The sequence below is a fragment of the Mesorhizobium sp. M1E.F.Ca.ET.045.02.1.1 genome (genome assembly GCF_003952485.1).
Lineage (GTDB): Bacteria > Pseudomonadota > Alphaproteobacteria > Rhizobiales > Rhizobiaceae > Mesorhizobium.
On sequence record NZ_CP034447.1, the window covers coordinates 1,676,448 to 1,687,914 of the forward strand.

Sequence of the window (11,467 nt, forward strand, 5' to 3'; positions counted from 1 at the left end):
AACCAAAATGCCTAGTTGGTGAAATATTTATTCCATTTCGCCTGGAGTCGTCAAGGGCGATTCGGAATGAAGGCTCCGGATTTTCATTCCCGCACGGCGCCAGGCGGAGGCTCGGCCCGAGGATCGCCGGCCTTGGACCGGATTTTGCCGCCTGTTAGAACCGTGACAAAATCTTATCAGCCTGATGGATTACATCACCAACCCGGAGGACGCGGCTCAGATGTTCTCGGGCAGATAGATGTCGAAGGGCAGGAAAGTCTGCCCCGGCGCATTGGCGGCGCCGCTCTCGATGGCATGCGCCATCAGTCCGACAAGCTCGCGGCACAGCGCCGCCAGAGGCGTCGAGATCACCATGGTGAGGATGTTGTCGGCAAGGGCTGCGCGCGATTCGGCATTGATCTCGTTGCAGATGACCACCGGCATGCTTGCCGGCTTCGCCGTCCTCAGTGCCGAGACCGCGCCTTCCATGCCGCCGCCGGCGACGTAGCAGCCGGCAAGATCCGGATGCCGGGCCAGAAGGTCGAGCATCGCGTCATGCGTCACCTGGTTGGCTTCCAGATTGACCAGCGTCTCCAGCACCGTGAAGTCCGGCGCGTGTTCGCGGAAATAGGAGCGGAAGCCGATCTCGCGCAATTCATGGCCGTGGAAACGGTGGCTGCCGACGAAGAGCGCGACCTTGCCGGGCTTCTTCGCCGCCTTGGCGATCATCCAGGCCGCCGTGCGCCCGACCTTGCGGTTGTCGAGCCCGACATAGCCCTCGCGGATGCCGGCGGCGAAGTCGGACAGCAGCGAGAAGACCGGCTGCCCCCTCGCCTTCAACGCCTCGACCACCGCCGTCAGCGTCGGATGGTCCGGACCGACGACGGCGATGGCTCTCGATTTCGCCGCCAGCCTGCGCATCTGGCCGGCAATCTCGTCGGGCGCCAGCGAGCCGGCGAAATCGATGGTCGCGACACCACGGAAGCGTTGCGACTGCGAGACCGCCAGTTCGAGCTCCCGCGCGAAATCGCCGTAGAAGACATCGTTGCCCCTCAGGAGCAGGAAGCCGAGGCGGTATTCCGGCATTTCCTGGCGCATGCGCCGCTTGATCAAGCCGGCGGCGTGATAGCCGATATCGGTCGCGGCCTCGTAGACGCGGCGGGCGGTTTCCTCGCGCACCGGCAAGCGATTGTTCAGCACTCTGTCGACGGTGGCGACGCTGACGCCGGAAACGCGCGCGAGATCGGTGATGGTCGGCCGCCTTGCCATGATCGCTCCTTCTCTGACCGATTCAGAATAACTCATCTTGATAGGAAATGATAGAAACTATCTTTGTGATGTTGAGACTATCATGCCTTGGCGCTATGGTGAAGTCGAAGCCAGCCATGCGCGAACCCGGCACCGCAGAGAGCCATTCGCCACGTGCTGATGGAGGAACCCGAAATGACGGCAATCACGTCTCCGGCGCTGTCCGGACGCGACTACAGCCTGACCGGCCGCGATGCCAAGCGCGCGGTCGAGAAGGGGCTTTCGGCGGCCGAGTGGTACCACACCGAGATCCCGCGCAAGCAGATGAAGGAGCTGATGCAGCGCTCCGACCAGCCGGCGATCCACGACACCGTCATCTGGCTCGGCGTGCTGATCCTCAGCGGCGCGGGCGGGGCCTGGTTCTGGGGCACGTGGTGGTGCGTGCCGTTCTTCTTCGTCTATGGCACGCTCTACGGTTCCTCGACGGATTCCCGCTGGCACGAATGCGGCCACGGCACCGCCTTCCGCACCCAGTGGATGAACGACGCCGTCTACCAGATCGCCTGCTTCATGATCATGCGCAATCCGGTGACCTGGCGCTGGAGCCATACGCGCCACCACACCGACACCATCATCGTCGGCCGCGACCCGGAGATCGCCGTCATGCGGCCGCCGGACCTTTTGCGCCTGGTCCTGAACTTCTTCGGCATTCTCGACGTCTGGCACGCGATGACCGACATGGTGCGCAACGCCGCCGGCGTCATCAGCGCCTCGGAAAAGACCTTCATTCCGGAACAAGAACAGCCGAAGGCCATCCGCGCCGCCCGCATTTGGCTCGCCATCTATGTCGCCACCATCGCGCTGGCGCTCTATCTTCATTCATGGCTGCCGCTGATGCTCGTCGGCCTGCCCCGCCTCTATGGCGCCTGGCACCATGTGATGACGGGACTGCTGCAGCATGGCGGTCTCGCCGAGAATGTCATCGACCACCGCCTGAACAGCCGCACCGTCTACATGAACCCGGTCAGCCGGTTCATCTACTGGAACATGAACTACCATGTGGAGCACCACATGTTCCCGATGGTGCCCTATCACGCGCTGCCCAAGCTGCACGAGCTGATCAAGCACGACCTGCCGGCGCCGACGCCGTCGATCCTGGCCGGTTATCGCGAGATGATCCCCGCCTTCCTGCGCCAGTTGCGCAACGAGGATTATTTCATCAAGCGCGAGCTGCCGCCGACGGCGAAGCCCTATCGGGAAGAGCTGCACAACGACAATCCGGCGGCGACCGCGGCCGAATGACCGGTGCCGACGCAAGCCGGCTATCAAATCTTCGCTGGAGGACGACATGAGCGACTGGGTCGAGGCCTGCGCGGCCGGAGACATCGACGAAGAGGATGTGATGCGGTTCGATCATGCCGGCCGTACCTACGCGGTCTATCGCAGCCCGGACGACGAGTATTTCGCGACCGACGGCCTCTGTTCGCACGAGAAGGTGCATCTCGCCGACGGGCTGGTGATGGACGACATCATCGAATGCCCGAAGCACAATGGCCGCTTCAACTACAAGACCGGCGACGCGCGCGGCGCGCCGGTGTGCGTCAACCTCAAGACCTATCCGGTCAAGGTCGACGGGGGCAAAGTCCTCATTCAGGTCGGGTGACGGCGATGGCGGGAGGAATGGTCATCATCGGCGCCGGCGAATGCGGCGGGCGCGCCGCGCTCGCCCTGCGCGACCTCGGTTTCGAAGGGCCGGTGACGCTGGTCGGCGACGAGCCGCATCTGCCCTATGAGCGGCCGCCGCTGTCGAAGGAGGCGATGACCGGCGAGGCGCCGGTCATCAAGGCGATCGCCAGCGACGAGCTTCTGGCCGAGCGCTCGATCCGTCACATCCATTCCGTCCGGGCCGTGGCAATCGACCGCGCCGCGCTTGTCGTGCTGCTCTCGGACGGCTCTTCGCTTCCCTACGACAAGCTGCTGCTCGCCACCGGGTCCGTGCCGCGCAAGCTGCCGATGCCGGGCCTGGGCGGACGCTGCGTCTATCTAAGGACCTTCAACGACGCGCTCGCGATCCGCGCCCATCTCAGCGCGGGAAATCGCGTCGCCATCATCGGTGGCGGCTTCATCGGCCTCGAGCTTGCCGCCTCGGCGCGCAAGCTCGGCGCCACCGTCACGGTGCTCGAAGCGCAGCCGCGCATCCTGATGCGCGGCGTACCTAGCGAGATCGCCGAAATCATCCACAAGACGCACGAGGCCGAGGGTGTGAAGGTCCTCACCGGTCAAGGCATCACGGCCATTGCCGATAATGGCGCCGAGGTTCGCATCGCGCTTGCAGACGGGCAGGAGGTTGTCGCCGATCTCGCGGTGATCGGCATCGGCGCCGTGCCGGTGACGGCGCTCGCCGCCGAAGCGGGACTGGCGATCGACAACGGCATCGCGGTCGACGACACGCTGCGCAGCGAGGATCCGGATATCTTCGCCGCAGGCGACTGCTGCTCATTTCCGCTCGCCGTCTATGGCGGGCGGCGCGTGCGGCTGGAAGCCTGGCGCAATGCGCAGGAACAGGGCGCTTTAGCCGCGAAGAACATGCTGGGCGCCAACGAGGCGCATGCCGCGGTGCCATGGTTCTGGTCGGATCAGTACGGGCTCACGCTGCAGATCGCCGGGCTTTCGGACGAAGGCAAAAGCACCGTCCGACGCGACCTCGATGACGGCGCCTTCATCCTGTTCCACCTGGCGGAAGACGGCAGGCTGGTCGCCGCCAGCGGCATCGGTCCCGGCAATGCCGTGGCGCGCGATATCCGCCTGGCGGAGATGTTGATCGCGAAGGGGGCAAGCCCGGCGCCGGAGGCGCTCGGCTCGCAAACGGTCAAGCTGAAGTCGCTGCTGGCGGCGTAGTCCACCTCTCCAACCGGCATTGAGGGATCTAGCGATATGGCACGCAGCAGACCGACCGTCGCCGATTTGCAGTCGATGAAGGGCAAGCGCCAGCTTTCGAAGCTGCGCGTCTTTTCGCTGGAGGAGGCCGAGGCCGCCGAGCGCGCCGGCATCGACCTCATCTCGGTTCCCTATGATGTGATGCTCGATCCGCGATTTCGCGACGCAGCGCCCACCTGCTTCGCCATTCCCGGCGACGAACGCATAAAGCTGGGCGCCACCACAAACGAGATCCTGCGCATGGCGGTGAAGCTGCGCGCGGCCAGCGCCGACGCCATGTATTGCTCGGCCAGCCTGCAGACCATCCGCCGCCTGCGCGACGAGTACATTCCGGTCTGCGGCCATGTCGGCCTGATCCCCGCGCATGCGACCTGGACGGGCGGCTTCAAGGCGGTCGGCAAGACGGCCGAAAGCGCTGCCTTCGTGTGGAAGCAGGTCAAGGACCTCGAAGCGGCCGGCGCCTTCGCCGCCGAGATCGAGGTGGTGCCGGCCGGCGTCGCAAGCGCCATCTCGCGGCGCACGCCGCTGATCATGATCTCGATGGGCGCGGGCGCCGGCTGCGACGCGCAATATCTGTTCTCGGAAGACGTGCTCGGGAGCAATCGCGGCCGCTATCCGCGCCACGCCAAGCGCTACCGCGACTTCGCGGCGGAATTCGATCGCCTGCAGAACGAGCGCATCGCCGCCTTCCGCGAATATGCCGAAGACATCCAGTCCGGCGCCTATCCGGAGCCGCGCCACACGGTCGAGGCTGACCCGGAGGAATTGCGCAAGTTCGAGGCGTTTTTGGCCTCGGAAGGTAACTGAACCCTCCTGAATTCAGCGCTAGAACAGCGCCTTCAGCTCGTCCAGCTTGTCGTTGACCAGCCAGCCGTAATAGTTCTCCTCGGGCAGCTTTTCCGGCTCGCCCGCGGCGCGGCGCTTCTCGTTCTCCTCCTTCAGCGCATAGGCGCGCTGCTCGGGATTGCCGACATTGTAGAGCGTGGCGGTCAGGCCCGGATTGTGCGAGATGTCGAAGCCGGCGATGGTTCTGTAGGCGTCGATCGACTTCCTGATGGTCGCAGCGACGTAAGGCAGCGTGAGGTCCGGATCCATGATGGTCTTGTAGACGGTGTTCGGATCGTTGACGTCGAGCTCGGGCAGGCCGGAGACCTTGTGCACGAGGTCGCTCATCTGCAGGGCCGTCAGCGGGTTGAGCTGGCCGAGGCCGAAGGTCTGGCCGGCATAGTAGGGCTGGAAGAAGGTGGCGCCGAAGCGGTCGTTGGGGAAGCTTGTCCCGTCGACCGTCTTGCCGCGGAAGGAATGGTTCCAGACCTGCTCGCGACATTCCCAAAGGTCATAGCTGTCGCTGATGCCGGCGCATTTCTTGAACTCCGGCCGCTGGACGAAATCGCTGACGTCCTCGCCTTCATAGGCGAAGGTGAGCTTGCTCGACAGATAAGACATCGCCTTGACGTAGTACGTCTGCAGCCGGTCGTAGGCATCGACATTGTAGGTGTGCTCGCCGACGATGGCGCCGACGATATGCATCGGATCGATGCCGTAGGCCGCCGCCGCCTTCCTGATCTTGGCGCGCAGCTCGGCATCGTTCTGCAACAGCGCATAGACCTTGCGGTACTTGGCCTGGAAGGTGGTGCTGGTGGCCTGGGTGCGCCGGCTGGAGGCGCCGGGAATATCAGGCTGCACGCCGTTGCGGTTGCCCGGCGGCACCATGGTCGCCGCGTTGGCGGTTGCCACCGCCGCCGCCAATGCCAGGCCGAGGAAGATAAGTACGCGTTTCTTCATGCGCCGCCGCCCTGGAGCGGCCCAGCTACCGCCGGTCCACCCCAACTATTTGTTTTTATGCAATTTCGGATGGAAAACCGCTGCGCACTTTTCCTGAAATTGCTTTCGGAATCGGCGGCAACCTAGGTAAAGCGGCCGGGAGAGTCGAGACAAGGCAAGCTGCCGCCGGAACGAAAGGTGGCCAGATGGTACCATCTGGCCACACATCGCCAAGCTTCGCGGTTAGAGGATGAACCGCGACAGATCGGTGTTGCGCGACAGGTCGCCGACATGTTTCTGCACATAGCCGGCGTCGATGGTGACCGCCGTGCCGTGGCGGTCCGGCGCATCGTAGGAAATCTCGTCCAGGACGCGCTCCATCACCGTCTGCAGGCGTCTGGCGCCGATGTTCTCGACACTGGCGTTGAGCTCGACGGCAATGCCGGCCAGCGAATCGATGGCATCGTCGGTGAAGACGAGATCGACGCCTTCGGTCTTCATCAGCGCGATGTACTGCTTGATGAGGCTGGCCTCAGTCTCGGTGAGGATGCGGACGAAGTCCTCCTTCTCCAGCGCGCGCAGCTCGACGCGGATCGGCAGGCGACCCTGCAGCTCCGGCAGCAGGTCCGAGGGCTTGGAGACATGGAACGCGCCCGAGGCGATGAACAGGATATGATCCGTCTTGATCGGCCCGTATTTGGTCGCAACCGTCGTGCCTTCGACCAGCGGCAGCAGATCGCGCTGCACGCCTTCACGTGAAACGCCGGCGCCGACGCCGCCCTCGCGCGAGGCGATCTTGTCGATCTCGTCGATGAAGACTATGCCGTCATTCTCGGCCGATTCCAGCGCCCGGCGCACCACCTCGTCCTGGTCGAGCAGCTTGTCGGACTCGTCATTGACCAGCAGCGAATAGGAGTCGCGCACCGTCGTCTTGCGCATCTTGGTCCTGCGGCCGCCCATCGCCTTCGACAGCATGTCGTTGATGTTGAGCACGCCGATATTGCCGCCCGGCATGCCGGGAATCTCGAAGCCCGGCATGCCGCCGGTGCCGGTGTCGGCCACCTCGATCTCGATCTCCTTGTCGTCGAGCTCGCCGTCGCGCAGTTTCTTGCGGAAGCTGTCGCGCGTGGTCGGGCTCGCCGTCTTGCCGACAAGCGCCTCCAGCACGCGCTCCTCGGCGTTGACCTGGGCGCGCGCGCTGACGTCCTCGCGCATCTTCTCGCGCGTCAGGCCGATGGCGACCTCGACGAGGTCGCGCACGATCTGCTCGACGTCGCGGCCGACATAGCCGACCTCGGTGAACTTGGTGGCCTCGACCTTGACGAAGGGCGCGCCGGCGAGGCGCGCCAGGCGGCGCGAGATCTCGGTCTTGCCGACGCCGGTCGGGCCGATCATCAGGATGTTCTTCGGCATCACCTCTTCGCGCATCTGGCCTTCGAGCTGCTGGCGGCGCCAGCGGTTACGCAAGGCAATGGCCACGGCGCGCTTGGCGTCCTTCTGGCCGATGATGAAGCGGTCGAGTTCCGAAACGATTTCGCGGGGAGAGAAGGTGCTCATACTACTCAAATTCCACTTTGCCACTGCTTGATGGACTCGAACGGATGCAGCAGCATGATCACGTTGAGCGTCAGATTGTCCCGGATGATGTAGCCCGTGCCGAACTCGAAAATGAGCGCCAGGGCCACGATCACCCATATAGGAAGCTTTCGCGCCATCACAAATCCCAACACCATGAACAGCGTGTCGGACACCGAGTTGATGACGCTGTCGCCGTAATAGTTGAGCGAGATGGTGCCGGAGCGGTAGCGGTCAATGATGAAGGGGCTATTTTCCAAAATCTCCCAGCCGCCTTCGATGAGGACGGCAAAGGCCAGCCTGAGCCCGACCGGCGAGCGCGGGAACAGGAACCAGGCCAGCGCGTAGAACAGGAAGCCGTGGATTATGTGCGAAAAGGTATACCAGTCGGTGATGTGCTGTGAATTCTCCGAGCTGTTCACCACGCCGTGCCAGAGCTTGACATAGCCGCAGGTGCAGATCGGCGGGTGACCCATGCCATAGAGAACGCCGGCTTGGAAAATCACCAGAGCGAGCACGAGCAGAAGGCCCATGCGCCACGAGTCTTCATAGGCGGAAAGCGTCTTGTCTTGCCCCGATGCGGTCATGCGGTCAGTCCCCCTCCTCCGTGTCGGTCTCGGCCGCATCGACGGCCATCAGCACGACGTCCCCATATTCCGATTGCCTGCGGCCGATCGGCCTGAAGCCGGCCTTTTCATAGGCGCGGATGGCGCGGCCGTTGTCCGGATGCGGATCGATGATGACGCGCGGCGCGCCTTCCTCGAAAAGCTCTTCCACGAACTGGCGAACGATCGCCGGGCCGTGGCCGATGCCGACCAGCTCCGGCGGGCCGATCGACAGATCGATGCCCAGCGTGCCGAAGGGCTGGTCGGCATAAGGATGATCATCTTCCAGATGCGGATCGTAGCTCTGCAGATAGGCGACCGGCCTGCCGTCGAGCTCGACGATCAGCGGCTCCACCGAAACCGAGGAGAGATGCGCGCGGATCTCGGCGATCTCCTTTTCCGGATTGTCCCACCATTCGGCGACATGCGGCTCGGCGAGCCAGCCGGCGATCATCGGCAGGTCCGCTTCGGTGACCGGCCGGAAATCATAGCTAATTGTCTGTTTGACCATGATCTTTTCCAAAAAACCGGTTCCCACCTTTTGGGATCATGGCTGGCTGGCTCAGGCGGCATCGAGCGTTTCGACGACGAAGTTGCTGTTCGTGTAGACGCAGATGTCGGCCGCGATCTGCATCGCCTTGCGGGCGATCTCCTCGGCGTCCTTGTCGGTATCCATCAACGCGCGGGCGGCGGCCAGCGCATAATTGCCGCCGGAGCCGATGGCCATGACGCCATGCTCGGGCTCGAGCACGTCGCCGGTGCCGGTCAGCGCCAGCGAGACCGACTTGTCGGCGACCAGCATCATCGCTTCCAGGCGGCGCAGATAGCGGTCGGTGCGCCAGTCCTTGGCGAGCTCGACGCAGGCGCGCGTCAACTGGTCGGGATATTGCTCGAGCTTGGCTTCGAGGCGTTCAAGCAGGGTGAAGGCGTCGGCGGTGGCGCCGGCGAAACCGGCGATGACGCTGCCCCCCTTGCCGATGCGGCGCACTTTCTTGGCATTGCCTTTCATGATGGTCTGGCCAAGGCTGACCTGGCCGTCGCCGGCGATCACAACCTTGTTGCCCTTGCGCACGCTGATGATGGTCGTGGCGTGCATGGTCAGTTCATTCGACATTTCCAGCTCCGATTCGCGCTATCCCTTTGAAAGGCGATCGGCGCGGTACGAGTGACTTTTGATTGCCATATGTATGCATGAGGCGAGTGAATGCAAACCGCCCCGCAGCAAGGCCGATACCGTCCGGAAAGGCAACTGGCAATCGCCGGATCATGCTGATAGAAGGCTCTCGTTTTCAAGCCCGTGCCACGGGACTAGGACCGCAAGGACTTAAGTTATGCCGCCCCGTTCCGCAGAAATCAGCCGCAAGACCAAGGAAACCGAGATTTCGGTGTCGCTTCATGTCGACGGCAAGGGCAAATCCGACATTGCGACGGGCGTCGGCTTCTTCGACCATATGCTCGACCAGCTGTCGCGCCATTCACTGATCGACATGACGGTGAAGGCCAAGGGCGACCTGCACATCGACGATCACCACACCGTCGAGGATACCGGCATCGCGATCGGCCAGGCGCTGAGCAAGGCCTTGGGCGAGCGGCGCGGCATCATGCGCTATGCCTCGATCGACCTTGCCATGGACGAGACGCTGACGCGGGCGGCGATCGATGTATCCGGCAGGCCGTTTCTGGTCTGGAACGTCGCCTTCTCGTCGCCGAAGATCGGCACCTTCGACACCGAGCTGGTGCGCGAATTCTTCCAGGCGCTGGCGCAGAATGCCGGCATCACGCTGCATGTGACCAATCACTACGGCGCCAACAATCATCACATCGCGGAAACCTGCTTCAAGGCGGTGGCGCGGGTGCTGCGCGCGGCGCTGGAGCCCGACCCGCGTCAGCTTGATGCGGTGCCCTCCACCAAGGGATCCCTGAAAGGATAGCCCTATGGCCATCTATGTCGTGATGGAGCGGCCGGCCGGGAGCAACAAGGCCGAGGATGCGATCTTGGTGCGCGATGGCTTCACCTGGCTCGGGTTCCTGTTCTCGCCGGTCTGGCTCGCCTGGCATCGGTTGTGGATCGAGGCCTTGCTCACCTTCGCGGTCGCGGCGATCCTGTCGGTGCTCGGCGAAAAGCTCGGCCTCGAATGGGCTGGCTCGGCCCTGTCGCTCCTGGTGTCGCTTTATATCGGGCTCGAAGGACAGGGCCTGCGGATATCGGCGCTCCGCCGCCGGGGCTGGCTGGAATGGGGCGTGGTCGAGGCCGGCAATCTTGGCGGCGCCGAGGCGCGCTACGTGCTGGAAGCCGAAGGGCAAGAGGAAGAGCCGGCGCCCATGCCGCGCATCGTTCCCGATACGAACCAGGCGCGTCCGGCGCAGACAGGTATGGCGCTGGGGCTGACCCATACGCCGGGAAGGCCCTGACATGCGGGTAGCGATCATCGACTACGGCTCGGGCAATCTGCGCTCGGCCACCAAGGCCTTCGAGCGCGCCGCGCACGAGGCCGGCATTGCCGCGACCATCGATCTGACGGCCGATGCTGAGCGGGTGCGCAGCGCCGACCGCATCGTGCTGCCGGGCGTCGGCGCCTATGCCGACTGCGCCGCCGGCCTGCATGCCGTTGCCGGGATGTGGGAAGCGGTGGAGGAGGTGGCGATAGCCAAGGCGCGGCCGTTCCTCGGCATCTGCGTCGGCATGCAATTGATGTCGGAACGCGGCCTGGAGAAGACGATCACCAAGGGGCTCGGCTGGATCGCGGGCGACGTCAAGGAAATCACGCCCAGGGATCCGGCGCTGAAGATTCCGCAGATCGGCTGGAACACGATCGAGGTCACGCGCAAGCATCCGCTGTTTTCGGGCATCGAGACCGGCCCGAAAGGGCTGCATGCCTATTTCGTCCATTCCTATCATCTTGAAGCGAAGAACCCTGACGAGGTGCTGGCCGTCGCCGACTATGGCGGGCCGGTGACGGCGGCGGTTGCGCGCGACAACCTCGCCGGCACGCAGTTCCATCCCGAAAAGAGCCAGGCGCTCGGCCTGGCGCTGATCACCAATTTCCTGAAATGGAGGCCCTAGAGATGAGCAAGAAGGGCTATTGGATCGCCATGATCGACGTCCGCGACCCGGGCGCCTACAAGAACTACATCGAGGCCAACGCAAAGGCCTTCGCCAAATATGGCGCCAAGTTTCCGGTCCGGGCCGGACGCTACACAAATCCGGAGGGGCCAACGGGGAACCGCCATGTGGTGGTGGAGTTCGACTCCTATGAGACGGCGCTCGCCTGCTATCACTCGCCGGAGTACCAGGAAGCCTTGAAATTCCGGCTGGCGGCGTCGACCGGCCATTTCGTCATCGTCGAGGGCGCCTGACC

The 11,467-nt window shown here is 63.9% G+C and carries 14 protein-coding genes; 8 read left to right on the forward strand and 6 right to left on the reverse strand.

Going from position 1 to position 11,467, the window contains the following annotated elements; all coding sequences use genetic code 11:
* Window positions 1-216: 216 nt before the first annotated feature.
* Window positions 217-1,248: a LacI family DNA-binding transcriptional regulator gene (locus EJ070_RS07840; RefSeq protein ID WP_126090826.1), complete on the reverse strand. Its 1,032-nt coding sequence runs from the start codon at window positions 1,246-1,248 to the stop codon at window positions 217-219.
* A gap of 174 nt (window positions 1,249-1,422) precedes the next feature.
* Between EJ070_RS07840 and EJ070_RS07845 the strand changes: the two genes are divergently transcribed.
* From EJ070_RS07845 to EJ070_RS07860, 4 genes are read left to right on the forward strand one after another with little or no spacing between them, the layout of a single operon-like run.
* The gene (locus tag EJ070_RS07845; RefSeq protein ID WP_126090827.1) at window positions 1,423-2,529 is read left to right on the forward strand and encodes a fatty acid desaturase family protein; all 1,107 of its coding nucleotides are present in this window, start codon (window positions 1,423-1,425) and stop codon (window positions 2,527-2,529) included.
* A gap of 46 nt (window positions 2,530-2,575) precedes the next feature.
* The gene (locus EJ070_RS07850) at window positions 2,576-2,890 is read left to right on the forward strand and encodes a MocE family 2Fe-2S type ferredoxin (RefSeq protein ID WP_126090828.1); all 315 of its coding nucleotides are present in this window, start codon (window positions 2,576-2,578) and stop codon (window positions 2,888-2,890) included.
* A gap of 5 nt (window positions 2,891-2,895) precedes the next feature.
* Window positions 2,896-4,125: an FAD-dependent oxidoreductase gene (locus EJ070_RS07855; RefSeq protein ID WP_126090829.1), complete on the forward strand. Its 1,230-nt coding sequence runs from the start codon at window positions 2,896-2,898 to the stop codon at window positions 4,123-4,125.
* Window positions 4,126-4,161: 36 nt separating this feature from the next.
* Entirely contained in the window at window positions 4,162-4,971 is an 810-nt protein-coding gene (locus EJ070_RS07860) for a 3-methyl-2-oxobutanoate hydroxymethyltransferase (RefSeq protein WP_126090830.1), read from the forward strand.
* Between the two features lie 18 nt (window positions 4,972-4,989).
* Here EJ070_RS07860 and EJ070_RS07865 read toward each other — a convergent pair whose 3' ends face one another.
* The 5 genes from EJ070_RS07865 to hslV all read right to left on the reverse strand — a co-directional run bounded on the left by EJ070_RS07865 (window position 4,990) and on the right by hslV (window position 9,222).
* Entirely contained in the window at window positions 4,990-5,949 is a 960-nt protein-coding gene (locus EJ070_RS07865; RefSeq protein ID WP_126090831.1) for a DUF1402 family protein, read from the reverse strand.
* Window positions 5,950-6,171: 222 nt separating this feature from the next.
* On the reverse strand, window positions 6,172-7,485 hold the full coding sequence (gene hslU / locus EJ070_RS07870) for an ATP-dependent protease ATPase subunit HslU (RefSeq protein WP_126090832.1): 1,314 nt from the start codon (window positions 7,483-7,485) through the stop codon (window positions 6,172-6,174).
* 5 nt (window positions 7,486-7,490) lie between these two features.
* Complete coding sequence (locus EJ070_RS07875; protein WP_126090833.1) at window positions 7,491-8,090, reverse strand: DUF2585 domain-containing protein; 600 nt, start codon at window positions 8,088-8,090, stop codon at window positions 7,491-7,493.
* A 4-nt stretch (window positions 8,091-8,094) separates the two neighbouring features.
* On the reverse strand, window positions 8,095-8,619 hold the full coding sequence (locus EJ070_RS07880) for a GNAT family N-acetyltransferase (protein ID WP_189350436.1): 525 nt from the start codon (window positions 8,617-8,619) through the stop codon (window positions 8,095-8,097).
* 51 nt (window positions 8,620-8,670) lie between these two features.
* A complete protein-coding gene (hslV, locus tag EJ070_RS07885) occupies window positions 8,671-9,222 on the reverse strand; it encodes an ATP-dependent protease subunit HslV (protein ID WP_126090834.1) in 552 nt (183 codons plus the stop codon).
* A 217-nt stretch (window positions 9,223-9,439) separates the two neighbouring features.
* Here hslV and hisB point away from each other — a divergent pair, with 217 nt between their 5' ends.
* From hisB to EJ070_RS07905, 4 genes are read left to right on the forward strand one after another with little or no spacing between them, the layout of a single operon-like run.
* Window positions 9,440-10,039 (forward strand): imidazoleglycerol-phosphate dehydratase HisB, encoded by a 600-nt coding sequence (hisB, locus tag EJ070_RS07890; protein ID WP_126090835.1) that lies wholly within the window; start codon window positions 9,440-9,442, stop codon window positions 10,037-10,039.
* Window positions 10,040-10,043: 4 nt separating this feature from the next.
* Window positions 10,044-10,520 (forward strand): DUF2628 domain-containing protein, encoded by a 477-nt coding sequence (locus tag EJ070_RS07895; RefSeq protein WP_126090836.1) that lies wholly within the window; start codon window positions 10,044-10,046, stop codon window positions 10,518-10,520.
* Window position 10,521: 1 nt separating this feature from the next.
* Complete coding sequence (hisH, locus tag EJ070_RS07900) at window positions 10,522-11,172, forward strand: imidazole glycerol phosphate synthase subunit HisH (protein ID WP_126090837.1); 651 nt, start codon at window positions 10,522-10,524, stop codon at window positions 11,170-11,172.
* A gap of 2 nt (window positions 11,173-11,174) precedes the next feature.
* Complete coding sequence (locus EJ070_RS07905; protein ID WP_126090838.1) at window positions 11,175-11,465, forward strand: DUF1330 domain-containing protein; 291 nt, start codon at window positions 11,175-11,177, stop codon at window positions 11,463-11,465.
* The last annotated feature ends 2 nt before the right edge of the window (window positions 11,466-11,467 follow it).

Excerpts from the sequence above, each read along its gene's own strand:
- EJ070_RS07840 (WP_126090826.1), bottom strand. The coding sequence starts at position 1,248 with ATGGCAAGGCGGCCGACCATCACCGATCTCGCGCGCGTTTCCGGCGTC.
- EJ070_RS07845 (WP_126090827.1), top strand. The coding sequence starts at position 1,423 with ATGACGGCAATCACGTCTCCGGCGCTGTCCGGACGCGACTACAGCCTG.
- EJ070_RS07850 (WP_126090828.1), top strand. The coding sequence starts at position 2,576 with ATGAGCGACTGGGTCGAGGCCTGCGCGGCCGGAGACATCGACGAAGAG.
- EJ070_RS07855 (WP_126090829.1), top strand. The coding sequence starts at position 2,896 with ATGGCGGGAGGAATGGTCATCATCGGCGCCGGCGAATGCGGCGGGCGC.
- EJ070_RS07860 (WP_126090830.1), top strand. The coding sequence starts at position 4,162 with ATGGCACGCAGCAGACCGACCGTCGCCGATTTGCAGTCGATGAAGGGC.
- EJ070_RS07865 (WP_126090831.1), bottom strand. The coding sequence starts at position 5,949 with ATGAAGAAACGCGTACTTATCTTCCTCGGCCTGGCATTGGCGGCGGCG.
- hslU (WP_126090832.1), bottom strand. The coding sequence starts at position 7,485 with ATGAGCACCTTCTCTCCCCGCGAAATCGTTTCGGAACTCGACCGCTTC.
- EJ070_RS07875 (WP_126090833.1), bottom strand. The coding sequence starts at position 8,090 with ATGACCGCATCGGGGCAAGACAAGACGCTTTCCGCCTATGAAGACTCG.
- EJ070_RS07880 (WP_189350436.1), bottom strand. The coding sequence starts at position 8,619 with ATGGTCAAACAGACAATTAGCTATGATTTCCGGCCGGTCACCGAAGCG.
- hslV (WP_126090834.1), bottom strand. The coding sequence starts at position 9,222 with ATGTCGAATGAACTGACCATGCACGCCACGACCATCATCAGCGTGCGC.
- hisB (WP_126090835.1), top strand. The coding sequence starts at position 9,440 with ATGCCGCCCCGTTCCGCAGAAATCAGCCGCAAGACCAAGGAAACCGAG.
- EJ070_RS07895 (WP_126090836.1), top strand. The coding sequence starts at position 10,044 with ATGGCCATCTATGTCGTGATGGAGCGGCCGGCCGGGAGCAACAAGGCC.
- hisH (WP_126090837.1), top strand. The coding sequence starts at position 10,522 with ATGCGGGTAGCGATCATCGACTACGGCTCGGGCAATCTGCGCTCGGCC.
- EJ070_RS07905 (WP_126090838.1), top strand. The coding sequence starts at position 11,175 with ATGAGCAAGAAGGGCTATTGGATCGCCATGATCGACGTCCGCGACCCG.